This window comes from Sporosarcina sp. ACRSM (assembly GCF_022346545.1).
Classification (GTDB): Bacteria; Bacillota; Bacilli; order Bacillales_A; family Planococcaceae; genus Sporosarcina.
The window spans coordinates 1-24,997 of the sequence record NZ_JAKRNU010000013.1 but is presented as its reverse complement, the minus strand read 5'-3'; the positions used below and the strand labels follow the sequence as shown (position 1 = coordinate 24,997).

The window sequence follows — 24,997 nt, the reverse complement described above, 5'->3', positions numbered from 1 at the left end:
TAAGGAGGGCAAATCATGACCGCAAAAATAGAAACCTATCAAGACTCGGAAAAAAGTTTTCCATCTGTAAAATCTATTTTAAAGAAATATAACCTATTTTTCATCTTTCTAGGGTTTATTTTAATCGGTAGCCTACTATCAGATCAATTTCTATCTGTACAAAATATACTTAACCTTCTTCAACAATCTTCTTTCGTTGGCATTGTGAGTATCGGGATGACTTTCGTTATTCTGGTAGCGGGGATTGACCTATCTGTCGGAGCGATTTTGGCATTAACGGGCATGCTTGTATCGATCTTACTCAGCACAGGGATGAATCCCATTTTAGCGGTAGTCCTGACATTGTTAGTCGGAGCGTTTCTAGGTTTTGTAAACGGATTCATCTCCACGAAATTTAAAGTGCCGGCTTTCATCGCGACATTAGCGATGATGGTTAGTGCAAGGGGCTTTGCATTGCTAACGACAAACGGTGAGCCGGTCTATGATCTACCCGATAGCTTTACGGCTCTTGGCGGAAATATCTTCGGCAAGGTTCCGCTCACGGCGGTCATTTGGATTGTTTTGACGATCATCGCCATCGTCGTTTTGAAATATACGACTTTCGGAAGAAAAATTTACGCAGTCGGTGGTAATGAAGAATCATCAAGACTGTCAGGTATCCCAGTAAAGAAATATGTCACTTGGTGTTTTGTCATTTGTGGAACATTGGCCGGGGTTGCAGGAATCTTGATGAGTGCTTGGCTGACTGTTGGGCAACCGACAGCCGGGAGTGGGCTCGAATTGGATGTCATTGCAGCGGTCGTCTTAGGTGGGACAAGCCTCGCTGGTGGTAAAGGCGGCGTTGGGGGAACGTTTATCGGGGTGCTGATTATGAGTATGATTATCAACATCTTTAACTTACTCGGGTTATCGTCCTACTATCAGTCCATCTTTATGGGATTCATTATCGTATTGGCTTTAATTATGAACCAATATATTACACACAAAAAATAGGGGGATTTAGGACATGAAGAATAAATGGCTAATCGGCTTGTTAACAATCGTTATAGCAATCTTGCTAACGGCTTGTGGGGGAGAAGAATCTACGGGGAATGATGATACTGCTGCTGATGGGGAGAAGAAGCCATTAGTGATCGGTTTTTCACAAGTCACGCTTGAATCTCCATTTTACACATCATTAGTTGAAGGGGCAAAGGCTGAAGCCGAAGCACAAGGCATTGAACTGATAGTTGTGGACGCGCAAAACAACATTGAAAAACAAAACACGGATGTCCAATCACTCATTACTAAAAAGATCGATATTCTTCTAATTAACCCTGTGAATCCATCAGCGGTAGCGCCCGCTTTAAAAGCAGCAGAAGCTGCCGGAATTCCTGTCATCACAGTAGACCGGGCAACGAAAGAAGAAGTTGTTTCGTATATCGGACGTGATAATGAAGAAATGGGTCGTATCGCCGGCGAAAAAGCACTTGAGCTTCTAGGTGGTCCATCAGCGACTGGGAAAATTATTGAGTTGCAAGGTGATGCAGGAGGCACTGTCATGAAAGCCCGTCACGATGGTTTCCATGAAATCGTAGGGAAAGCGGCTGGCATTAAAATTATCGAAGGTCCTTACAACGACTATATCCGGGCAAAAGCGGTTTCCTCCATGCAGGATTTACTGCAAGCCCATCCAGATGTAAACCTCGTTTACGCGCATAATGACGATATGGCATTAGGTGCAATTCAAGTACTCGGCCAACAAGGGAAACTCGATCATGTACAAGTTGTGGGGATCGACGGACTGATGGAAGCGGTGAAGAAAATAGAGGATGGTTCTTTTCAAGCGACAGTTATCAATGATCCAATTTCCCTTGGCCAACTCGCTATCCAAACAGCGATTAAAGTAGGAAATGGTGAAGACGTAGAAAAAGTCATGAATGCAGCTACTGGATTGATCGACGAATCAAATGTTGCGGATTATGTAGATGACTCGAAAAACTTTGCTGAGGTAAAATGAAGGAGGACTTGAAGATGTCAATTGCATCTTATATTGATCATACATTGTTAAAGGCTGATGCCACAACGGAACAAATTGAAAAGCTATGTAAAGAAGCAGCAGAGAATAGATTTGCAACAGTTTGTGTGAATCCGCATTACGTCGCGTATTGCAAGGAATTGTTGAATGATACACAAGTAAAAGTCTGTACAGTTGTCGGATTTCCGTTAGGTGCCAATAAAACAGCGGTTAAGATATTTGAAATGGAGCAGGCTCTACAGGATGGCGCAACAGAAATCGATTATGTCATTAATGTGAGCGATGTGAAAAATGGCGACTTTCAAGCGATAAAAGATGAAATGAATCACTTCTTGAAAATGAAGAGCAAGAACCCGGAGCTTATTATTAAAGTGATTTTGGAAGTCTGTTATTTAACGGATTCCGAAATATCGAAAGTATCGATGATTGCAAGGGAATGCAATATCGACTTTGTAAAAACATCCACCGGATTTGGAAGTGGCGGTGCAACGGAAGAAGCTGTCCAAATCATGAAAGATGTATCGGGTGAAACAGTCAAAGTAAAAGCATCGGGAGGCATCCGTACCATCGAGGATGCGGAAAAGTTTATCGCCCTTGGCACATCTAGAATTGGGACAAGTAATGGCGTTACGATTGTCAAAGGCAAAGCAGCCTTAAACGAGTATTAATGAAAATAGTGGATTTGATAAAATGCCCCTTAAGTTGATTAAAACTTAAGGGGCATTTTGATAATTGGAGGAGTTATTATGGAAGAAGGTAATGTTCTAACAGAAGTTGTCAAACCTATGCCCGAAAGTAATCACCATTTTCGAGAAAGTAAACAACTCTACGTCTGAAGACACGCCGACTAATTTTCCAGAAACATCTATGAAACCAGTCCACCCACCAGGTATGCATTTTCGTTATACCCGATACATTAGTTGCAATTTACCTTTCTTCATTTATTTGATAACGTTAAAGAGAAGTTATTATATTAACAAACCAACTTTAGATAAAATGAAAGAAGGAGAAAGCATGAAGGGATGGAAAATTCTATTCCAACTTTTTTGGACTTTTTTTAAGATCAGTCCTGTCACGTTCGGTGGTGGGTTTGCGATGGTACCGCTTATAGAAAAAGAAGTGGTGGAGAAGAGGGGATGGTTGAAAAGTGAGGATATTACGGATGTGTTCGCATTATCTCAATCTGTACCGGGAGCCGTTGCGATTAACTCCGCCACTTTTATCGGTCAACGAATAGGTGGGGTAAGGGGCGCCATTGCAGCAATGCTCGGTGTGTCACTACCTACTTTTTTTATCGTGCTCATTTTGGGGATGTTGTACTTTTTCTTACAGGATAATCCCAAGGTGGAAGCAGCTTTCATATCGATCCGAGTTACCATCGTGGCCATCATTGTTTATGCGGCCATTAAAATTGCCAAAAATTCTATTGTCGACAAATCTACATTTGGCATCATGGTGATCGGGATTCCTGCCTTATTCTTCATTCATCCGATTATTGCCATTGTAGTGGGTGCATTAACAGGAGTCATCACCGTTTCAATTAAAATGAAGTTTGGGTACAAAATAGAGCGGGAAAGGAAAGCGGAGAAGGGCGATAAAGATAAGCTTGAATACTTCATGGGTGCAGGAATATAGCCGCTTATATTATCAAAGGAAGGAGAGGTGAACAGGGTGGTACTGTGGGAGTTGTTTAGCACTTTCTTTGTCATTGGCTTCGTCTCTTTTGGTGGAGGCTATGCGATGATTCCTGTCATCGAAAATGAAGTTTCCCAACATGGGTGGATGACGGCGCAACAATTTACGGATACCATTGCCATTGCAGGCATGTCGCCAGGTCCAATCGCCGCAAATAGTGCGATCCTTGTTGGTTATTCAACAGCTGGTGTCACCGGAGCAGTGACCGCGGCGCTGGGAATCTTGCTACCGGCCATTATACTTGTCATCGTTGTAGGGACTTTCTTTATCAAATTGCATCATAATCCAGTAGTTGAATCGATGTTTTATGGATTAAGACCAATTGTCACAAGTTTAGTGATTTATGCGGCGATCAGTTTTGCCATATCCAGTCACTTGATGAGCTTGGAAATTTCATGGAAAACCATCAGCTTACTCTTAACTTTTGGATTATCATTATTTGCTCTTCTCAAATTGCGCTGGAATCCGCTCTATGTCATTTTACTTTCCGGATTGGTTGGGGTTACCCTTTATTCATAAAATTGTCCTTCTACGTAAAATAAATGAAAAATGCCTAGTATCGACACCTCTCATGTGTCGATACTAGGCATTTGTTGCTTCAAAAATCCTGAACTGGGGCTCATGCTAAAAGCTTACAAGTTTTCGTCCGCCGCTTTGATCATTTCTTCAATCATTTTGCTGGCATTTACAGCTGCCGTTTTGAGGAAGTCTTCATATTTTATATCCGCCTCGCCGCTGGCATCGTCGGAGATGGCGCGAATAATCACAAATGGCACTTCATTCAAGTGTGCAACATGTGCTATCGCTGCGCCTTCCATTTCGACAGCATAGGCGGAAAAGTTTTCCGTAATCCATGCCTGTTTTTCCGCATCTGCGATGAATTGGTCGCCGCTTGCGATTCTACCTTGGAACACTTGGATATCTCCGGTTAATCCTTCAGTAGCCGATTGTGCGAGTTGAATCAATTTTTCATCCGCCTCAAAATAACTGGTGTCCATACGGGAGATCACGCCCGGCTTTTCTCCAAATGCAGTGACATCCACATCATGCTGGACAGCGTCTGTCGAAATGACAATATCGCCAATGTTTACGTCAGGGTTTAGGCCACCTGCAACGCCTGAGTTGATGAGGTAGTCAACGCCGAAATGATCCACTAGAACTTGTGTACAAGCAGCCGCATTCACTTTTCCAACGCCTGATTGGACCAAGACGATGTTTTCACCATCCAATGTCCCTTTATAAAACTCCATACCTGCAATTGTTTCCGTACTTTCGATTTCCATTTTTTCGCGAAGGATTTCCACTTCTTCGATCATTGCTCCAATAATGCCGATCACCCGTTTTTCCGATTGTTCGGCATTTGTTTTTTGTTCCGGTTGTTCCGTTGCGCCTTCTTTTTTCGTAGAACAGCCCATTAGCATGAAAGCTGCAATCATTAGGATTGTAAAGAATTTAAGGCTTATTCGCATTTTCATAGATGTAAACTCCTTCTAATTGTTTTAATATACGAACGATAAGTTAAATTTTTTAGTCAATGTTCGTTTTTACTTCGTTAGTATATAACGGTGAATAAAAAGATGCAACCCATTTTGGCGATAAAATAATAAAAGGTGCCTAGTACTGACAACAATTAGAAATGTGTCAATACTAGGCACCTTGCGCTTTTGTGCTTTCCTTATAGTAGGAAGTCCATGCCATCTTCAGCAATATGGAACCCTTTTGCTTCAATTAGGTTGCGAATGCTTTTATCAGAACGGATAGCAGGATTCGAGTGATTTAGATGGGTAAAGTAAATGTCGGTTTTTTTAACTAAATCTTGTAGTCGATCCATTGTTTCCGTCATGAGTGGATGAGGGATTTCACGGTAGTCGCGACCGATTTTTTCGAGATCTTCCGCGGAATGGAAAGTGCCGTCCAGTAAACAGATATCCGCTTCTTCGCACGCTTGGTAAATATCTGTGTCCCACTGTTCCCATCGATCGATATCGGGAATATATAAAACCTTCTTCTTCGGCCCTTCGATCCAAAAACCGAACGTCTCCGAAAACTCATTTCGATGTGGGACATCCACAGGTGTAATCTTCACTTGAGGTGAAACCGCAATGGTTTGTCCATCATTTATTTCCTGCAATTCGATATTATGAAGCTTCGTTAATTGGCTCCATGGCGCCTGGTTTTCCAACATGGCTTTCATTTTCGTACCTGCCATGACAGGTATACCCGTTGCCCCGATCGCTTCCCGTCCCAAATATAATAATCCAGGGTAATGGCCCAAATGCGCATGTGTTAAAAAGATGCGGTCCATTAACTGGCCTTGCAGATCGAATTTCATTTGAACACGGATCAGTTGGTCTTTTAAGTCAGGCGTTGCGTCGATTAACTGCCAACTCTTTTCTTTCGGATGAACAATCGCCAATGATGACGCGAAACGCTTCAATTGAGGATCACTGATAGCCGCTGTACAGTTTTCACAATAGCAATTTGGGTGGGGAAGTCCGGCGTCTTGTGCCGTTCCCAATACATGTAAAATCACTTCACTCATGATTGACTTTCTCCTTTAATGGTAGTTTCAGGATAATTCTTTTTGGTAATGGTCCAACCCGTGAACCCGAAAATGAGATTTATCAGTGGAACGAGAAACGCAAAGAAAATATAAGGGATGAGTTCACCTGGGCTGACGCCAAGCACACTCCCTGCAAAGACGATAGGAACACTCCACGGTACGAGGTTAATGCCTACAGTGCCTGCTGCCTCGACACATCTCGAAAGATTTTTCGTATCGATACCCATCTCTTTATATGTTTTGGCAAAGGTTCTGGCTGGTAAAATGATCGCTAAAAATTGAGCCCCACTCGCAAATGCCACAACAAAAGTGGAAAAAATGGTCGTGCTGATCAATGTGCCTGTTGAACGAACACGGGTCATCATTTTTCGAGTGAGCGCCTCGAAAGATCCGGTTTCCTCCAGAATCCCACCAAGTGCTGTCGCGAGGATTAACAGACCAATTGTCCCTAACATGGACATGAGACCGCCACTATTTAATAACTTATCCACCGCAGCTACATCAGATTCGACTGTAAATCCACTTGTCATCACTTGGACAATTGAGGAAACAGAAGCCCCTTGAACGAGTACTGCAAGGACGGCCCCTAAAAGGCCAACAATTGTTAACGCTGGAATCGCAGGTACACGCTTCATCATCAAAATAATTGTGAAAATGGGCATCAGCAATAGTAACGGATGAATGACAAAGACGCTCTTCAACCCTGTTTTGATGAGATTGATTCCATCCGTATCCACCGCATTGCCGGCTCTGCCTGCATTCCCTACAAACCAATACAAAATAATGGCAATGACAAATGCGGGAATCGTGTCCCAAAGCATATGCTTAATATGACTAAATAAATCTGTGTCGACCATAGCTGGAGCGATATTCGTCGTATCGGACAGCGGCGATAGTTTATCGCCCAAATAAGCTCCCGAAATGACTGCCCCCGCAACTAGTCCAGGAGCAAAACCCAATCCTTCACCAATCGCCATAAAAGCGATTCCGATTGTCGCAATGGAAGTGAATGAGCTCCCCAATGTAATTGATACAATTCCAGTAATCAATGCAACGAGCGGTACAAACAAGGAAGGTTCAATGATGGACAATCCATAGTAAATCATCGTTGGAATAACGCCACTCGCAATCCATGTACCAACAATGATGCCGATGATGAGGAGGATAAAAACAGCGGGCAATGCTCGGGCTACCCCTTTGACCATCATATTTTCGACTTCTTGCCATTTCCAACCGCAAAGAATAGCGATCACTGCGGCCGCAAGTACCCCGATCATTAACGGAATATGCATGCCGGCTTTCCAAATGAAAATCGACGAAGCCGCCGCGGCAATTAAGACGAAAATTGGAATAATGGCCATACCTAATGAAAGTTCTTTTTTCACGTAAAACTTCTCCTTTAGTCATGCAAATTGCGTATTGTTAGTAGTGTAAATACTAAGAATTCGGTTAAAACTCTTATCCCTTTCGATTAATTCGAAAAAAAGAATTAAGTTTTATAGTAAGCCATTTTCGCAAGATTTGCTATCTCTTTTTTAGCATCATTTCTTGTCATGAAAGAGGTGAGCGCCAAAATCGCCCCCATCCATAGAAAGTGGGGGCGATTTTGTGTTTGTGGAAATAAAGGGGGAGTTGGGCTCTCGTTGAATTTTGAACTTCTTTGATCGTAGGTTCTCTTATTATGATCACTTGGAGTTTACTATGATCGCGAGAGCCCTTGCTATGATCCCTTGGAGTTTACTATGATCGCGGGGGCGCTTGCTATGATCACTTGGATTCCACTATGATCGCGGGGGCGCTTGCTATGATCACTTGGATTCCACTATGATCGCGGGAGTCCTTGCTATGATCACTTGGATTCCACTATGATCGCGGGAGTCCTTGCATTGATCCCTTGGAGTTTACTATGATCGCGAGAGCTTTTGCATTGATCACTTGAAGTCTACTATGATCGCGGGAGTCCTCATATTGATCACTTAAAGTTTTCCATGATCATTTAATCAATTACAGGGGTTGCTCCAACTCCCGCTACGATATTCGGTTTAAGCGAAAATACCGATTTTGTAAATCTTTCGAGGTCTGCCTTTCCCTGTGGGGGCTTCTTCACCCACGATTTCTGCCATACCGTGCTGCTCAAGACTGCTTAAGATTCTTCTTGCGTTTCGCGGAGTCATGCCTAATAATTCTGAAATATCAACCGAACTAACCGGACCGACTTTGTCCTGAATGGCTAAGAACTTATTGAATGTAGAAATGTTAATGCCCGCTTTTGTTAACTTTTCACTAATGTCTTTATCTTCAGTGCGAAAACGGAAGCCTATGCTTTCAGGATGTTGAAGTGGCCCCTCTATATAACCAGATTCATCTACCAAAACGACTCGATTCCCGCCTTGATTTTTTGCATGCGTCAGACCGAGACGAGCGTTTTGCTCCGCCGCTAAGGCGTTCTGCCCGTATCCGATTCCAATGTTTACCGGCTGATCGGTAATCAAACGCAGATTGTCTAAAAGTGTATTGGGGTGATAAACAGTGGCATCTTCCAATAATCCGCGGGTAGAGAAAATGATGAAATTCCCTCTTCCAAGTGGAAGCAAAGAGCCGAAGATAGCTTCTGAATAGTCTAGAATGGCTTCTTGAAGCTTTAAGTCCAATCGATAAACTTCATAGGAAAATGTATCCTCACTAATAATCGTGTTCATATCTTCGACTTGGATGATTTGAACAGCGATTTGTGATTTTTTGAAATGCAGCGTTTCGCCTTGTTGACGAGATCGTTTGATTGTTTGGCGAATGGCCGTCCGCGTTGGCGTGATCCGATAGGCAGGGACCTTTCTTTTTTTTAATTCCTCATAGACGGCACGATAACAAGTGACGCAAGCCTGTACCATCCCTTGTTGGTATAAAGAAAAATGAAAGTCAATTAACTCTTCAGGTGATTTGTAGAATTGGTAGCCAATGTTGTAAATGTGTTCATGTGGTACATTCATTTCGGCAAATGTATCGACCATTTCCTTTTCACCTAATGTGTCAAAGCTGATTCGTTCCAGTTTTAGATGATCCAGATAGGTTATTTCTAAAAATGTTTTGAAGAGGCTGGAACCATTGAGCTCGGGATAGAATCCATTTTTGTTTATCAAACCAGCCTCCTTTGCGATGGTATAGGGCGCTATGCCAGAAAATATCCATACATCGATCATCGAACGGTTTTTTGTAATTACCTCTGTAATATCCGTATGCTTTGTATACGTAAAAGGAAAAAACGATAAATCGTTCGTATCCGATTTTGCGACATCCAAAATTAATTCCACTGTGTCTTTTGGACCGAGGACGCCAACTTTTATGTTCATACACTTCACTCTCCATGTATCTTAAACTTAAACGAGCAGGAGGTGTTTTTCAACACGTTTAAGTATTCTCACAAAAAAAAGTATTGATTTAATGTTTTAAATGATTTATATTCCTTGTTAAGGGAACACTTTAGGACTTATTCCTTTATTCAATATATAAGAAATTGAAATCGGATACAATACCTTGTTCATATTGCGCACATATACAAAAGGGGTGGGGGTTTGGATCTAATAACATTATGGTTAGAAGAAAAATTACTGGCACTGAATGGCACAACAACGATGAATCGACCGGATGGGTTTACACGTTTAGGTTTTTCATTGGAAGAGAAGAAAGCGCATTCACAGTTTGCTGAAATTGCCGAAGAACTTGGACTCATCACGTATCAAGATGAGGCAGGGAATAGATGGGCTGTTTGGGAAGTGGATCAACAGGCACCGACAATCGCAATGGGCTCGCATCTAGATACTGTCCATTCTGGGGGTGGGTATGATGGGCTTGCTGGTGTATTATGTGCGTTAGCTGCAGTCAAACAATTGAAGGATTGTGCATTCCGACCAAAAAAGAACATTGCAGTAATCAGTTTTATATCGGAAGAATCAGCTCGCTTCGGGATTTCAACGATTGGCAGTAAAGCAATCATAGGGGAACTCCATAAAGCAGAACTTGCTCCCATCCAAGATAGTGATGGAATCACGGTGACGCAGGCGATGGAGGATTATGGCATTGACTGGGATCGTATAGAACAGGCAGAAGTTCCGCGTGAAAATTTGGAATTTTTTCTCGAGTTGCATATTGAGCAAGGAAGCATCTTGGAGAAGAATCATTATGACATTGGTGTCGTAAAAGGAATTGCTTGTCCGATTCGACTGATTATTCGTGCACAGGGGACTGCGAATCATACGGGGACCACACCAATGGATGAACGGAAGGACGCATTTGTCGCGATTGCACCACTCGTGACTTTCGTCTATGAAGAAGCACTAAAGATGAATGAGAACAACGGAAGTACCATTGTTGCAACGGTTAGTAAAGCGACTTTGAAACCAAATGCGATGAATGTGATTCCAAGTGAAGTAGAGCTCGGCATCGACATCCGTAGTGTAGACGACGATCTGAAACGAATAATGAAAGAGAAGATCATAGACTTCTGTCAACAGGTTGAACAAAAGCATCCTGTCACGGTTGAAGTTCAGACGCTCGTTAATAATGACTCGGTGTTATTGGATGAAGCGATGCAAACGAAATTGCTTCAAGTGAGTGAGAGGCTCGGTTATAAGACGATGCGGATGGATAGTGGTGCGGGGCATGATGTCATGAATATGGCAAAGAGATGGCCATCCGGATTGCTGTTTATCCCTTGTAGGGACGGGCTTAGCCATCATCCGAAAGAATTTACGTCAATCGAGAATTTAGAAAAAGGCACGCATGTCCTCGTTGAATTTTTACGTACAGAGGCTTGAGAAATTTCAGTAGGAGGGAATCACCATGTCAACTGTAAGTGAATTTACGAAGAATTATTTAATGGAAAATAAAGCACGATTCGAAGAAGTGAGTGAATATATTTTCAACCATCCGGAAACAAGATTTGAAGAATATGCGTCAGCTGAATATTTAGCGAAAGCATGTGAAAGAGAAGGTTTTTCGGTAGAGCGTGGTGTTGCTGGTATTGAAACGGCGTTTGTGGCTACTTATGGAAGCGGGAAACCGGTCATTGGTTTCTTAGGTGAATTTGATGCGCTTTCCGGATTAAGCCAAGAACCGAACAAAACAGCTTATGAACCGTGGGATACAAGTAATGGCCATGGATGTGGACATAATTTGCTTGGAACGGGTGCATTTGCGGCTGCATGCGCGGCGAAGAAATACTTGGAAGAGAATGGGTTATCCGGTACGGTGAAATTTTTCGGTTGTCCAGGTGAAGAAGGTGGATCCGGGAAAACGTTTATGGTGCGGGAAGGTGTTTTTGAAGGAGTCGATGCAGCGCTCACGTGGCACCCGTCTCCAAGTAACAGTATTATGGGCTTGTCCAGCTTGGCAAACTATCAAGTGTATTTTCAGTTTAAAGGGATCTCATCCCATGCTGCAAACTCTCCACATTTAGGCAGAAGCGCATTGGATGCGGTTGAGCTGATGAACGTAGGTGTGAATTACCTACGCGAACATGTCATACCGGAAGCAAGGATGCACTATGCAGTCACAAACACAGGGGGCATTTCTCCGAATGTAGTCCAAGCGAATGCAGAGGTGCTTTATCTAATCCGTTCCCCAAAAGTTAAAGAAGTAGATGATATTTATAAAAGGGTATGTAAAATTGCGGAAGGCGCGGCAATGATGACAGAAACAGAAGTGACGATCAAATTCGATAAAGCCTGTTCCAACTACATCCCAAATCGTAGTTTAGAAAAAATATTGCATAAAAGTTTACTTGAGGCAGGCACCGAAGCACCTACAGATGAAGAAATGGCTTATGCTGAGAAAATTTGGGAGTCCTTAACGCAAGGGGAGCAAGAGAATTATTTGGATCTTATGAGAGGATTCGGTTATTCCGGGGATGGAAGTGAATTTGAAGGAAAATATTTAGCAGATACAATTGCACCGTATAGTGATAAAGAAGGTGTGCTTCCGGGCTCGACAGATGTGTCGGACGTGAGCTGGGTCGTGCCGACTGCACAATTGACTGCAGCGACATCTACTCTTGGAACACCTTTACACACATGGCAAATGACAACACAAGGGATTAGCAGTTTTGCACATAAAGGGATGTTCCGTGCGGCAGAAGCGATGGCCTTAACCGCCATTCAGCTGTTCAACCATCCAGAGGATATGGAAAACGTGAAAAAGGAATTCCAAGCATTTCAAGCGAAAAATCCTTATACATGTCCGATTCCAACAGACGTCAAACCGTCAAAATTAAACTAACTAGAAAGCAGACAACAGAAGATGAAATCGGCTTCATTGCCGATTTCGTCGATTCCTAAAAGGAATGAGTCGTGAGGGAGGTACAATATGAATACAGAAGCGAAGAAAAAAGGTGTTTTTGGTAAAGTATTAAATGGAATTGAAGTGATGGGGAATCGACTACCCGATCCATTTATGCTATTTGCAGTTTTAGCGGTCGCTGTTATTGTTTTATCTTATATTATGAGTTTGTTTGGTGCTTCTGTTGTCCACCCGGGAAGTGGTGAAGAAGTTTCGATTAAAAACTTGGCTTCTGGTGAAGGGATCCAATATATCTTAACATCTATGCTCTCTAACTTCACGGGATTTGCTCCATTGGGGCTAGTATTATCCATGATGCTTGGGGTTGGACTAGCTGAAAAAGTAGGATTGCTAGATTATGCTATCCGAAAAACGATTTTAAAAGCACCTCCTTCATTAGTCACGTATGCTGTTGTATTTGTAGGAATCATGGGGAACCTTGCATCAGATGCGGCGATGATTTTAATCCCGCCATTAGCGGCAATGGTTTTCTATAAAGTGGGACGTAATCCAATTGCCGGTTTGGTCGCAGGTTTTGGTTCAGCGGGTGCAGGGTTTACAGCCAATCTACTAATTGTTGGAACAGACGCGCTGTTAGCGGGTATTTCTACGGAAGCTGCTAAAATTATGGATGAAGCGCTTGTCGTTACACCTGTAGATAACTGGTACTTTAATATTGTTTCCGTTTTTGTATTGACGGTTGTTGGTGCTTTAGTTACGGAAAAAATAATTGAGCCAAGACTTGGTAAATATACAGGAGAAGCAGTAGTTGTAGAGCTCGAAGAACATCCGAAAGCCGGAAAAGCGTTTAGAAATGCGGTCATTGCTGGTTTGCTATACATCGCTATTCTCGTAGTTGCGATTATGGTACCAAACAGTGCTTTGACAAATGAAACAGGTGGGTTAATCCCATCGCCATTCCTGTCTGGAATCATTCCGATCATCTTATTCTGGTTCCTAACGATAGGGGTTACGTACGGAATGACGTTAGGGAATATTAAAACGACAAAAGATGTCAGTAAATATATGGCTGAATCAATTAAAGAATTATCGGGTTATATCGTGTTAATATTTGCAATCTCCCAATTTATCGCTTATTTCAACTGGTCCAATATTGGGATTTGGATCGCGGTCAATGGAGCTGAGCTACTCACAGATATTAACTTTACAGGAATCTGGCTCATCATCGGTTATATTATTTTAACGGCCATATTGGAGTTCTTTATCACTTCAGGTTCGGCAAAATGGGCACTTGAGGCACCGATATTTGTCCCGATGTTTATGCAGTTAGGGTATCATCCTGCGTTCACACAATTAGGTTATCGTGTGGCTGACTCTTCTTTTAATATTATGACGCCGTTAAATCCATATCTTGTCGTTATTCTATCGTTTATGCAAAAATATGATAAGAAGGCTGGTATTGGGACATTGATGTCACTGATGATCCCTTACTCACTTATATTTTTAACTGTTTGGATCATTTTGATCGCAATCTTTTACATGTTTAATCTACCAATTGGTCCGGGCGTCACGCCATTTCTATAAGAAAAACGAGCGCGTCTTTCAGTTGGAAGGAAGAGATGGGCTAGTATTCTAAAAACAATAAGGGAGATCGGTACATGATGGTTACACAACTTGATTCTGATTTGTCGAAAAAGGTAATTGGTTGGAGAAGGGATTTTCACCAACACCCTGAAACAGGGTTCCTTGAAATGCGAACAGCTTCCATTGTAGCATCTATTCTGGATGAGTTAGGTTTCGACTTGGCAATGGGGAAATCGGTGATGGCGAGCGAAGATTGTATGGGAAAACCGGATGATGAAGCGACGAAAAAGCATTATCACTGGGCGATAGAAAATGGGGCTAACAAAGACTATATCGAAAACTTTTCAGAGGGGTATACGGGGATTGTTGCCACACTGGATACCGGAGTAGCAGGACCGACAATCGCTTATCGATTCGATATGGATGCGCTCGATATTCACGAATCGGAGTTGGACAGTCATTTCCCGAAACAAGAAGGGTTCAGATCTAAACTTCCTCATAAAATGCATGCGTGTGGCCATGATGCACACACAGCGATTGGGCTAGGCTTGGCTACAGTCCTTATGAGTAATAAAGAAGCGTTAAAAGGGACGATTAAATTGATCTTTCAACCTGCCGAAGAGGGGACGCGCGGTGCAAAGTCGATGGCGAGCGCAGGGGTTGTCGATGATGTAGATTATTTCATTGCAACGCATGTTGGGACAGGTGTTCCACATCAACATTTCGTGGCCTCGAATAACGGTTTCCTTGCCACATCCAAACTGGATATTACTTTCAAAGGGAAGGCCGCCCATGCAGGAGCCGAACCTGAGGAAGGGAATAATGCATTGTTAGCTGCGGCAACAGCTGCATTGAATATGCATGCGATCGCTAGACATTCAAAAGGGATTTCAAGAGTGAATGTCGGTGAATTACATGCCGGTGCAGGAAGAAATATTATCGCAGATCAGGCATTTCTAAAGGCGGAAACACGTGGTGAAAATTCCGAGGTGAATCAATACGTAAAAGCCCAGCTAGAATCGATTGTTGCCGGTGCAGCCCAAATGTACCAGCTCGATTATCAGATCGATACAGTGGGTGAAGCACTGAGCAGTCAAGGTTCGGAAGAGTTGGCATTGATCCTCAAGGAATGTGCACAAGCGTCGGACCTTGTGAAAGAAACGATATTGGAATCCAATGACCCGGCAGGCTCTGAAGATGCAACTTACTTCATGGAGCGGGTGAAACAGAATGGTGGCCTCGTCACGTATTGTATTGTCGGTACGGACCTTGCTGCAGGACACCATAATGAAAAATTTGATATCAATGAGGAAACGTTGCTTACAGCCGTTGATGTGTTATATCGATCAGTATTGAAAATAAGCGAGCTATAAGATAGTTGTTAGAAAAAGGGAGTCCATGTGGATTCCCTTTTTCTTGTGAAATGCAATGAAAACGTTGTGATCTTTGCGCGGGATGCTGCATTCTCCGCGCGAAGGTTATTCTATTTAAGGTGGAGGTCCTTTTACACGAAGTAGGCAAAGCTCAGCACGAATGAAACAACGTACCCATGGAAGTCAACAACGTTTCCGCACAAGTAAGATACATCTCGCATTATATTTTCGGAGCCAGATAAATCGAAACTGCGTGAGCGCGGTTTTTGGCCCCTAATTTGACAAAGGCGGATTTGATGTATTGCTTGATGGTTGCTTCGCTTAAGCATAAAAGGTCGGTGAGTTCTTTTGTAGATAAACCATTGGCGAGTGCGCGTACAATTTCGTTTTCTCGTGGACTTAGTTTGGGATGTGCGATCTTTTGAGGTCGGACGAGCAGTCTTCCGGCTATGCTGCCGAATTGGGTGAGTAGCTCGATTGTTTGTCCATCGTGTGGAGGGATGCTGTGCATGTATTCACTACATATATAGGCGATGGACAAGTTATTCACATGAATCGGAACGACGATTAATGCTTGTAGCGGTTCAGCGCGATGGTAGCGACTTGAGATGAGGGTGATGATTTCCTGTCCGGCATAAAAGTGCGTCTTGCGTTTTTCTATCGCTTTTTTAATAACGGGCAATGATCGGATATCGTCACGAACATATGAAAGCGATTGGAATTGGCCATTTTCTAGTTGCGCGATTCCTTCTCCGACATATCCGATTGGGCTGAACCGATAGAATGAAAGTCGTTCACTCTTAAACATTTCTGCAAAGGTTGAGAGGATATGGCAAATTTGCTCCTCTTGCGTTTGGTAATGCACAGCCTCTTGCAATTTCTCTTCAAATGTCCAGGTTTGCAAAGGATCGCCCCCTTAATATAGACGAATCTGATTCCCCTAAAAGTAGTAATGCAACGTCAAATAGTACCTCTTCGTATGAAGTAGTATACACTAAAGAAGGAATATTCTGAATAGTTTAATATTTGTTAAGATAGACATGCAGACAAACAGGATGCAGAAATTAAATGGGGAAGGATGTTGACAAGATGGGATTAACCAACAGTGCAAAGCTATATTTAGAGGCGTTTTATAGTGGACCGAAGTTTCAATCGCTTACGGCTGAAGAGGTTCGTGAAATGATGAGTTTGGTCCCTGTTCCAGAAGGCATTGAAATACCTCCTGTCGCCAAGGTAGAAGATCGCCAAATCGCTGTGGATAACGGTGAAATAACGATTCGCATTTATACGCCATCGGGACAAGGCCCTTTCCCGCTTTTTGTCTATTACCATGGGGGCGGTTGGGTAATTGGTGATTTGGAAACTTCCGATGCCGGTTGTCGTTTATTGGCAGAGAAGACGAGTCGCATCGTTATGTCTGTGGACTATCGATTAGCACCGGAGCATCGTTTCCCAGTGCCTGTTGAAGATAGTTATGCAGCGCTTTGTTGGGCTCGTGAGCATGCGTCTGAGTTGAACGCGGTCGGTGAGGATATTGTGGTCGGCGGTGATTCGGCTGGTGGCAATTTGGCAACCGTCATGGCGATTCTCAGTCAAGAGAACAAAGGACCTTCCATTACTGCGCAAGCCCTGATCTATCCTGTGACCAACTTGGATTTCACCACTTCCTCCTATGAAAAATTCGCTGAAGGATACGGATTAGACAAAGAGTTGATGATCTGGTTTGGCAAATATTATATCAATAATGAAAAAGAATTTAAAGATCCACTCGTGTCCCCTTTGCTTCATAAAAATGTAAGCGCTTTACCTCCTGCCATTATAGTGGCAGCCGAAAATGATGTGCTGTTGGATGAAGGTATGCAGTACCGTGACAAATTAAAAGAAGCTGGCGTACCGGTGGATTATGTGCAAATAGATGGGAGTGTCCACGGTTATTTTAGCAATATGGCCGTTTTCGCAGATGAAACAAAAGCAACCGTAGACGCAATCGCAAAATTTTTGAGCTTAGTACCTTCAAAATGAAAAATGAAATGGGGGGTAAAAATGAGAGCAAAACAATATGATGCGGTTGTCATCGGAGCTGGGTTTTCGGGGCTCTACATGTTGCATAAGTTAAGGGAGCGCGGCCTGTCCGTACGTGTTATCGAGGCGGCGGATGGGGTAGGCGGTGTTTGGTATTGGAGCCGTTACCCGGGGGCGAAATGTGACTCGGATTCCATCTTTTATAATTTCACCTTCTCAGAAGAACTTTATAAAAAATGGCGTTGGAAAGATCGATACGCCTCTCAACCGGAAATTTTGGAATACCTTAATTTTGTTGCGGATGAGTTGGAGTTGCGATCCGATATTCAATTCAAAACAAGAGTGACGGAAGCAAGTTTTCAAGAGGAAGAAAAAACATGGAAAATTACGACCGATACAAATGAAATCATTGAAGCGAAATATTTGATTAGTGGAATGGGCTGTTTATCAACAACTAATATTCCACCGTTTGAAGGGGTCAGTCTTTTTCAAGGTGAGCAGTACCATACCGGACGATGGCCACATGAACAAGTGGATTTCACCGGAAAACGGGTAGTTGTGATTGGCAATGGTTCAAGTGGTGTCCAGGCGATGCCGGAAATTGCGAAGGAAGCGAAAGAACTGACGTTGCTTATGCGAACGCCCCACTACGTAGGCGAAGCGCGCAATCATCTGTTAAGTAAGGAGCAACAGGATGAAGCCATCGCGAATTATAAAGAAATTCGTGACGCATTTTTTACGACCCCCGGTGGAATTCGGATGTTTACAACTGGAAAGTCTGCCACAGAATTTTCCGCTGAACAACAAAAAGAAACGCTGGACTATGTATGGAAAACAGGTGCATTAGCGTTAGGCTCCGCTTTCCCGGATATCGGTGTCAATAAAGAAACAAACAACGTCGTTGCCCAATATGTGCGGGATAAGATTGACGAAATCGTGGAACAACCGGAAACGGCTGAACAATTGCATCCGGATTATTATATTACGACGAAACGTTTAATCATCGGAACGAACTTCTACGAAATGTTTAATGAGGACCATGTCCATATCGTATCTTTAAAAGATAATCCGATTGAACGAATTGTTGAAAACGGTGTAAAACTACGTAACGAAACGATCGAATGCGATGTCATCGTCTATGCAACGGGCTATGAAGCCATGACGGGTTCGCTGTTGAAAATCAATTTACAAGGGCGGAATGGACAAACGATTCAGGAAAAGTGGGAAAAGGGGAGGAATGTCTCCACCTATCTTGGATTGACGATGGAAAACTTCCCGAACTTTTTCATGATCACAGGCCCGCAAAGTCCATCCGTTTTAACGAATATGCCATCTGCCATTGAGCAGCATGTAGACTGGATCGACCAATGCATCGGCTATGTGGAATCCAACGGCTTGCAAACGATCGAAGCGCAACAAAACGCGGAAATCGCATGGGGAAAACAATGTGATGACTTGGCCAATAGCACATTATTCCCGCAGACAAACTCCTGGTACACCGGCGCCAACATCGATGGAACCCAACGTGGCTTCGTCATTTACGTTGGCGGTCTAGATAGTTATCGTAAAATATGTGACCAAGTCGCTGAACGTCAATATGAAGGATTTACATTCGAAAAAGCTTTTCAAGGGATCGTGAAGTCAAGCATGCAATAGTTGTATAGCGAAATAGAAGAAATCAGTCGGGAGGATGTCTCGATTGGTTTCTTCTATTTGTTTCGTTCACGACTTGGCACTGAAAGAACCGTTTAGTATAGTTGGAATAATGATTTAAAGAGGCAAGCGAACAGGGAATGAGACAGTACGGTAACCTTATTCCCTTTTTTACATCGTTTGGATGTTTCGTAAAAAAGAGACAGCAATATATGCATGGACAATCTCGTCTCATCTCTGTTCTTCCATGTATGACTTTCTTTGTTTTCTACGTGCCTGTTTCCGTCTCGGGGAAGACCGTAAAGTCAGCCGAATCTAGACTGCAATCCGTGCCCTTGGCGTTGGATTTCCTTATGCTGTCACCGTCGCAGTTTTCGGTGGAACGGCGGAGTTCGTTGCGCTATGGTTAAAAGGAATTGGATTTGAATCCATGTTCTATTTCTATGTAGCTGCCTGTATTGCTGTAAGCTTTATGGTCTACTGGCGTATGGACGAGTCTTCGAAAGCCTCGCACATCAAAGCCGAACTTGACTTAGCTGCTCCAGTATCAGGAAAAGCCGATAAATGAAAGAACAGAGCAGGGGTGCCTTGAAAAGGGCATCCTTGCTCTGTTTTGATTTTGATCCGATACCTATCAAATCTTGCCTTTGCCGAATGGTTGCAGCTTCCGGTTCTTGAACTTTAACTTTTGTTCAGTTCGTTTTTCAAGTCAATTTTTTAAATTGGATCCTGCACCCGACGTACCTAGAGCAACGCCTGCACCTGATAATAATCCAACTGCAACAGTTCCTACGATTACTTTACCTTTTACTGTTTTCAACATTTTCATGACCCCTTTTTTATTTATTGCTAAAAATGATTATTCGTCAAATGCTACTATTAAAACATTCTCTACAAAACTATATGCAGCTCGAAGTAGAACATGTCCCAATCTCGATAAATTTTTTCTGAAGTAAGACAATCTACTTCCCCTTAACGATAAGTTAGAGGAAAAGAGCCCTATTATCGTAGTCTCATGAAAAGTTCTAGAATTACATTTTTACAAACGCACAAAGTAATCAACGCCCGCCTGAAAAACAAGTGGAGAGGGACATTTGCTTCAATCTTCCTCCCATTTCTCCTTCACTTTCTTCGCCAATTCTTTCATTTCTTCCTGATACTGTTCTTCCACGTCACTCGTTGCAGGGATGAATGGTTCATTATTATAATCGATCCGTTTGCCGTAGCGGATCATTTCGTAGATGATCATTCCATTATTTGGCTTCCCGTTTAAGGTCATCATCGGGATGATATCAAGAAGCACATAATACATCGCATAGAAAACAAATCGATCCCAAAAACTCCGGTATTCCTCCAGCATGCCATTCGCGAGAAGAGCGTTAATGGTGAGGGCTAGCGAAACGTTGAGGAGGATTGGCCCCGCATAAATGCTAATATAGGCGAATTTGCTTGTCCGTTTCAATGAATCATAAGAAAACCAACTATACAGGTGATAATATTTCCGAATATCGAAAATCCCTATTTTAATAATCCGAGGACCGGATCCGACGGTCAGTCGAGGGTTTTTCACGCCGAAAATCGCACTCACAAGCAAATAACCCGTTTCCCGCAAGAGGATGACGACGGGCAAGATAATAAATGCCGATATGATAAGCGAGAGTAAATCCATGAGTCCAAACATGTAAATCCCCTTCTTTATAACTGCCGACTCTATTACAAATTATAAATACCCGGGAAAGCAGGAAGTGAACCTAGCTCTTTTGGCTTTCTATAATTTCAATTGGATAGGATAAATATCAAATGAAACGATACAACCCGTTTTGCAATAAAATTAATGGTAGGAATTTGTATTGAAACTGACTTGAATTAAGTCAGCACTAGGCACTCCTCGCGCTCAAAGTCATTTACCATGCGCTCACAAATATCTTCCCGCGCTCAAAGTCGCTTCCATATGCTCAAAAACTCCCTCCCGCGCTCAAAACCTACTGTCTCACGCTCAAAATAACATAAAAAATACCAAGCACTAACATCTGTATAAGAGGCTTCGTGGACTGTTGCGGTGATGACTTTGGAAAGTGATACAATTTGTACGGCATTGAAAGTGTTTCGATAAGGGATGTCCAAAGAAATAGGTAACTTTAAAATTTCGATGAAAAATTTTCCAACAAAGCCTATTGACCTAGTTGTCATAGAACGGTAGAGTAGGTAGTAATTACTTTCAAAATAAAAACAATAATGGCAAATTCATCGAAAGGTGGAGACGCAAAGCTAGAGGGACTAAAGTCGATGGACTAAGTCAGCCAGCTATCGAATAGTGTTTATGGAACAGCAGACTAAACGACATTCGATTGGTCTGCTATTTATATTGGCTTGGGGGGATGGCAGTGAAGGTGGTACTTTTTACACTAGGCATGCTGACAGGAATGCTTATTCCACAGTTCTTCAAACGATATTTGAAGAATGGATCTGGTTACCGGTTAAATAGGATGAGCCGGATGCTGGAGTTGGTCGATAGTTCTAAAGATGTGATTTATCATTATCAACTCAAGCCGCGCCCAAAATATTTTTACGTCAGCCCGTCCATTGAGAATTTGTTGGGCCCCGGGCTTTTGAAGGCGAGCTATCAAAATCCTCAAATCTCATTTAACTATATTCATCCAGAGGATCGTGAGCTTTTAGTGAAGAAAATGGAGGGCAAGGTCGATTTCAGTAAGCCCATTTTGCAACGTTGGAAGGACCAGACCGGGAACTATAAATGGTGTGAGGAATATGCCACCCCTATTTATGAAAAGGGGGAGTTGGTTGCAATGGTCGGCTATATCCGGGATATTACGGAGAAAGTGGAGATGCAGCAAGAGCTACGATACTTGAGCACACATGATATTTTGACAGGTCTTTACAACCGGAATTACTTTGAGAAAATCATAGAGCGTTATAACAACGAAATCAATTGTCCCATAGCACTTATCCTTTGTGATTTGGATGAATTAAAAGGGATCAATGATACATTTGGACATGTAGAAGGTGATAAAATCTTACAACAATCTGCCAAAATGATCCGTGAATTTTTCTCGAAAAATGCGACTGTAGCTAGAATAGGCGGAGACGAATTCGTCATCATCCTTCCCAACCACACATCTTTACAAGCCGAAATGCTATGTCAAGAATTCGAAGCTCAAATAGCCGACTTTAATGAAAAGACAAAAGAGCGAAAATTAAGCCTTTCACTTGGCCATGCATCTACCGAGCGCTCAATCGGAAACATGGACAACCTCCTAACCCAAGCCGACAAAAGAATGTATCAGAACAAAAATGATAAAAAGCAAAAGCAACTTGTGCTTAGTTGAGGAAAGGGCAACTTGGTTGAAGGGTGTGCACTAGTGATCATAAAATACTTGGCGCGCTCAAAGCGTTTGTGTTATTGATCAAAGGCTCCGCCTCGCGCTCAAAGCGGTGCACTAGTGATCAAAAGGAACAACCATCGTTCATAAAAGAAAAAACAGCATCTATCCCGTTCCATCAGGATAGATGCTGTCGCTTAATGCTTAAAGCTGGAAATTAATTCTTGCAGTTCCTCTGCCATAGAGGAGAGTGTTTTGGCGGAGGCGGTGATTTCTTCCATGGAAGCTAGCTGCTGTTCAGTTGAGGCGGCTACTTCTTCGGAGGAAGATGCATTGCTTTTCGCCATGTTTTCGAGTTCAATGGCGGTTGCGCTTAATTCTTTAATAGCGATTTGAACGTTTTGCGCAGTTCTTGAAATGTCACCCATTTGCGGTGTGATCTCTTGGGTGCTTTTCAGAATTTGCTCGAATTTTTCAATCGCTTCATTCGAGATGTTCATTCCTTCTTTGACGTCTTCTGTCACTTTGGCCATCATGCCGACGGAGTTTTCGGTATCTTTTTGAATACCTTGAATGATGTTGAAAATCTCTGTGGCGGATTGCTGGGATTGTTCGGCCAGCTTTCTCACTTCGTCGGCGACGACCGCAAAGCCTTTTCCATGTTCGCCCGCTCGCGCTGCTTCGATGGCGGCGTTCAAGGCGAGCAAGTTTGTTTGCTCCGCAATCCCGGTAATGACATTCAAAATGGACCCGACTTCTTTGGAACGTTCGGAGAGGGAGCTGATCATACGGTTTGATTCAGACACTGAAGATTGGATGGAAGTCATCTGATTCACGGTATTGGTAACCGCCTGTCCACCGATTTCGGCTTGTTCTCTCGTATGAATGGCGAGTTCTGTTACGTTTACGGAACGATTGGCAATGTCAGAAATCCCCTCCGTGACTTGGTCGATCAGACGTACGTTATTCTCGACGCTGTTTAACTGATTTTCGGCATTGCCCGCCACTTCTTGAACCGCTCCTGCTACATGTTCGGTCGCATACATCGTCTGTTCGGCGCTTGCCGTCAACTCTTCAGAGGAAGCTGCGACAAGTTCCGTATTGTGCTCGATTTTACCGACCAGGTTTCTCAAGCTTTCCTGCATGTCACGGAATGCTCCGCCCAATTGGCCAATCTCGTCGTTCGTCTTGATTTCGATTTCTTCAGTCAGGTCGCCTTTACTGATGGTATGGGCTTGTTCCTTCAAAACCCTTATCGGTCTAAGGAAGGATTGGATAATGAAGAATACGATCAGGGCGCCGACCAATAAGGCAATCCCGATGACGACGCTTGTCCTGTTTAAGATCGGGGCGGCCGCTTCCTCTATTTCGGATGTAATGAGCGTGCCTCCGATCTTCCATCCGGTCAGTTCGTTCGTCAGGAAAGTCATGAACTGCTCATCACCTTCAATTGTATATTCAAAAGTGCCTTGCTTTTGCTCATACATCTTTTTATAGAAATCCTCTTGTGCCGAAGTTCCTCCTTCGCCAGTCGGATGGGAAATGAAATTCATATCTCCATCTAGCAAAAAGGCATACCCCTCTTTTCCAATTGATACTTGTTTCGCCAGTTTAGTAATATAATCCAACGTAATATCGACGCTAACCACACCTGAATGGTCCTTCGTTGTCTTGGAAATGGTGACAACTATATCATCTACGGCCGCATCCTTATACGGCTTCGATATGAGGATTTCGCCTTTCTGTTCCATCGCTTGTTTGTACCAATCGCGGGTTCGCGGATCATAGATAGAAGTGTCGTTGATGACCGGCTCCTGTATGTAGAAGCCCTCCTCCGTACCGACATAGATGCTCAAGATTTCCGGGTGCAAAGCGGCATATTGGGCTAGCTTGCTCCGTATTTCTGGACTCTCATGTCCATCATATAAACTTTTCGATGCTTGATTGCTAAAAAGTTCGACATCATGGATTTTCGTGGAGATTGTGTTATCAATAATCGTATTCAAAATATGGGTGTTTTCATCGGCAGCAGCAGTAATTTGTTTTTTTACCGCATCTTTTGCGGACATATAGGACGTGAATCCAATAATGACTGCCGGGATGATCAAAATAAGAGAAAAGGCCAAAATTAGTTTTGCTCGAATCGTATTGAAGCGATGCCTCATCGTTGTTTCTTCCTTTCCGATTGGGTTTAAGATGCCTTTCATTCATCGGTACTCTTTTAATACTTCGGTAAAAATCTTTTGATTTCAATAACAAAGATGATCTAAATTAATCACGGAACATTCGGGAATAACAGGTCGCTACGTCACTATAAAGCAAGCTCTCGCGCTCAAGGCGTCGCCGCCAGCGCTCAAACTTTGTTTCGCGAGCTCAAAGCGTCGCCGCCAGCGCTCAAACTTTGTTTCGCGAGCTCAAAGCGTCGCCGCCAGCGCTCAAACTTTGTTTCGCGAGCTCA

At 43.0% G+C, this 24,997-nt stretch carries 19 protein-coding genes, 1 pseudogene and 1 riboswitch; of the genes and pseudogenes, 13 read left to right on the top strand and 7 right to left on the bottom strand.

Translation table 11 applies throughout. The features are described from left to right. Positions 1-15: 15 nt before the first annotated feature. From MHZ95_RS17705 to MHZ95_RS17685, 5 genes are all read left to right on the top strand, one after another. A complete protein-coding gene (locus tag MHZ95_RS17705; protein WP_239392123.1) occupies positions 16-993 on the top strand; it encodes an ABC transporter permease in 978 nt (325 codons plus the stop codon). A gap of 13 nt (positions 994-1,006) precedes the next feature. Next, on the top strand, positions 1,007-1,999 hold the full coding sequence (locus tag MHZ95_RS17700; RefSeq protein ID WP_239392122.1) for a substrate-binding domain-containing protein: 993 nt from the start codon (positions 1,007-1,009) through the stop codon (positions 1,997-1,999). Between the two features lie 14 nt (positions 2,000-2,013). Then, on the top strand, positions 2,014-2,685 hold the full coding sequence (gene deoC, locus MHZ95_RS17695; protein ID WP_239392121.1) for a deoxyribose-phosphate aldolase: 672 nt from the start codon (positions 2,014-2,016) through the stop codon (positions 2,683-2,685). A gap of 346 nt (positions 2,686-3,031) precedes the next feature. After that, the gene (locus tag MHZ95_RS17690; RefSeq protein ID WP_239392120.1) at positions 3,032-3,652 is read left to right on the top strand and encodes a chromate transporter; all 621 of its coding nucleotides are present in this window, start codon (positions 3,032-3,034) and stop codon (positions 3,650-3,652) included. A 36-nt stretch (positions 3,653-3,688) separates the two neighbouring features. Then, on the top strand, positions 3,689-4,231 hold the full coding sequence (locus tag MHZ95_RS17685) for a chromate transporter (protein ID WP_239392119.1): 543 nt from the start codon (positions 3,689-3,691) through the stop codon (positions 4,229-4,231). 113 nt (positions 4,232-4,344) lie between these two features. On the opposite strand, the gene MHZ95_RS17680 is transcribed toward MHZ95_RS17685, so the two are convergent. The 4 genes from MHZ95_RS17680 to MHZ95_RS17665 form a co-directional block, all read right to left on the bottom strand. Further along, positions 4,345-5,187 (bottom strand): 5'-methylthioadenosine/adenosylhomocysteine nucleosidase, encoded by an 843-nt coding sequence (locus MHZ95_RS17680; protein WP_239392118.1) that lies wholly within the window; start codon positions 5,185-5,187, stop codon positions 4,345-4,347. Positions 5,188-5,387: 200 nt separating this feature from the next. Further along, positions 5,388-6,254 (bottom strand): MBL fold metallo-hydrolase, encoded by an 867-nt coding sequence (locus MHZ95_RS17675; protein ID WP_239392117.1) that lies wholly within the window; start codon positions 6,252-6,254, stop codon positions 5,388-5,390. Further along, positions 6,251-7,660, bottom strand: coding sequence for a Na+/H+ antiporter NhaC (gene nhaC, locus MHZ95_RS17670; protein WP_239392116.1), 1,410 nt, complete (start codon positions 7,658-7,660; stop codon positions 6,251-6,253). Before nhaC ends, MHZ95_RS17675 begins: the two co-directional genes overlap by 4 nt. 657 nt (positions 7,661-8,317) lie before the next feature. After that, complete coding sequence (locus tag MHZ95_RS17665; protein WP_239392115.1) at positions 8,318-9,622, bottom strand: helix-turn-helix domain-containing protein; 1,305 nt, start codon at positions 9,620-9,622, stop codon at positions 8,318-8,320. Positions 9,623-9,844: 222 nt separating this feature from the next. Here MHZ95_RS17665 and MHZ95_RS17660 point away from each other — a divergent pair, with 222 nt between their 5' ends. From MHZ95_RS17660 to MHZ95_RS17645, 4 genes are all read left to right on the top strand, one after another. Next, positions 9,845-11,086 (top strand): M20 family metallo-hydrolase, encoded by a 1,242-nt coding sequence (locus MHZ95_RS17660; RefSeq protein WP_255726832.1) that lies wholly within the window; start codon positions 9,845-9,847, stop codon positions 11,084-11,086. Between the two features lie 25 nt (positions 11,087-11,111). Continuing rightward, a complete protein-coding gene (locus tag MHZ95_RS17655; protein WP_239392114.1) occupies positions 11,112-12,545 on the top strand; it encodes a M20 family metallopeptidase in 1,434 nt (477 codons plus the stop codon). An 87-nt stretch (positions 12,546-12,632) separates the two neighbouring features. Continuing rightward, complete coding sequence (locus MHZ95_RS17650) at positions 12,633-14,150, top strand: AbgT family transporter (protein ID WP_239392113.1); 1,518 nt, start codon at positions 12,633-12,635, stop codon at positions 14,148-14,150. 74 nt (positions 14,151-14,224) lie between these two features. Then, positions 14,225-15,523, top strand: coding sequence for an amidohydrolase (locus tag MHZ95_RS17645; protein ID WP_239392112.1), 1,299 nt, complete (start codon positions 14,225-14,227; stop codon positions 15,521-15,523). Between the two features lie 220 nt (positions 15,524-15,743). Here MHZ95_RS17645 and MHZ95_RS17640 read toward each other — a convergent pair whose 3' ends face one another. Further along, a complete protein-coding gene (locus MHZ95_RS17640; protein WP_239392111.1) occupies positions 15,744-16,427 on the bottom strand; it encodes a response regulator transcription factor in 684 nt (227 codons plus the stop codon). 185 nt (positions 16,428-16,612) lie between these two features. On the opposite strand from MHZ95_RS17640, the gene MHZ95_RS17635 reads away from it, so the two are divergent. The 3 genes and pseudogenes from MHZ95_RS17635 to MHZ95_RS17625 all read left to right on the top strand — a co-directional run. Then, entirely contained in the window at positions 16,613-17,545 is a 933-nt protein-coding gene (locus MHZ95_RS17635; protein WP_239392110.1) for an alpha/beta hydrolase, read from the top strand. A 21-nt stretch (positions 17,546-17,566) separates the two neighbouring features. Beyond that, positions 17,567-19,201: a flavin-containing monooxygenase gene (locus MHZ95_RS17630; RefSeq protein ID WP_239392109.1), complete on the top strand. Its 1,635-nt coding sequence runs from the start codon at positions 17,567-17,569 to the stop codon at positions 19,199-19,201. A gap of 316 nt (positions 19,202-19,517) precedes the next feature. After that, positions 19,518-19,766 (top strand): annotated as a pseudogene (locus MHZ95_RS17625) (alpha-ketoglutarate transporter); the annotation flags it as partial. A 531-nt stretch (positions 19,767-20,297) separates the two neighbouring features. Here MHZ95_RS17625 and MHZ95_RS17620 read toward each other — a convergent pair. Next, positions 20,298-20,879 (bottom strand): hypothetical protein, encoded by a 582-nt coding sequence (locus tag MHZ95_RS17620; protein ID WP_239392108.1) that lies wholly within the window; start codon positions 20,877-20,879, stop codon positions 20,298-20,300. Between the two features lie 546 nt (positions 20,880-21,425). Continuing rightward, positions 21,426-21,510, top strand: a riboswitch (cyclic di-GMP riboswitch). Positions 21,511-21,582: 72 nt separating this feature from the next. Here MHZ95_RS17620 and MHZ95_RS17615 point away from each other — a divergent pair. After that, a complete protein-coding gene (locus tag MHZ95_RS17615) occupies positions 21,583-22,545 on the top strand; it encodes a sensor domain-containing diguanylate cyclase (protein ID WP_239392107.1) in 963 nt (320 codons plus the stop codon). A 191-nt stretch (positions 22,546-22,736) separates the two neighbouring features. On the opposite strand, the gene MHZ95_RS17610 is transcribed toward MHZ95_RS17615, so the two are convergent. Then, on the bottom strand, positions 22,737-24,746 hold the full coding sequence (locus tag MHZ95_RS17610; protein WP_370643100.1) for a methyl-accepting chemotaxis protein: 2,010 nt from the start codon (positions 24,744-24,746) through the stop codon (positions 22,737-22,739). Between the last annotated feature and the right edge of the window lie 251 nt (positions 24,747-24,997).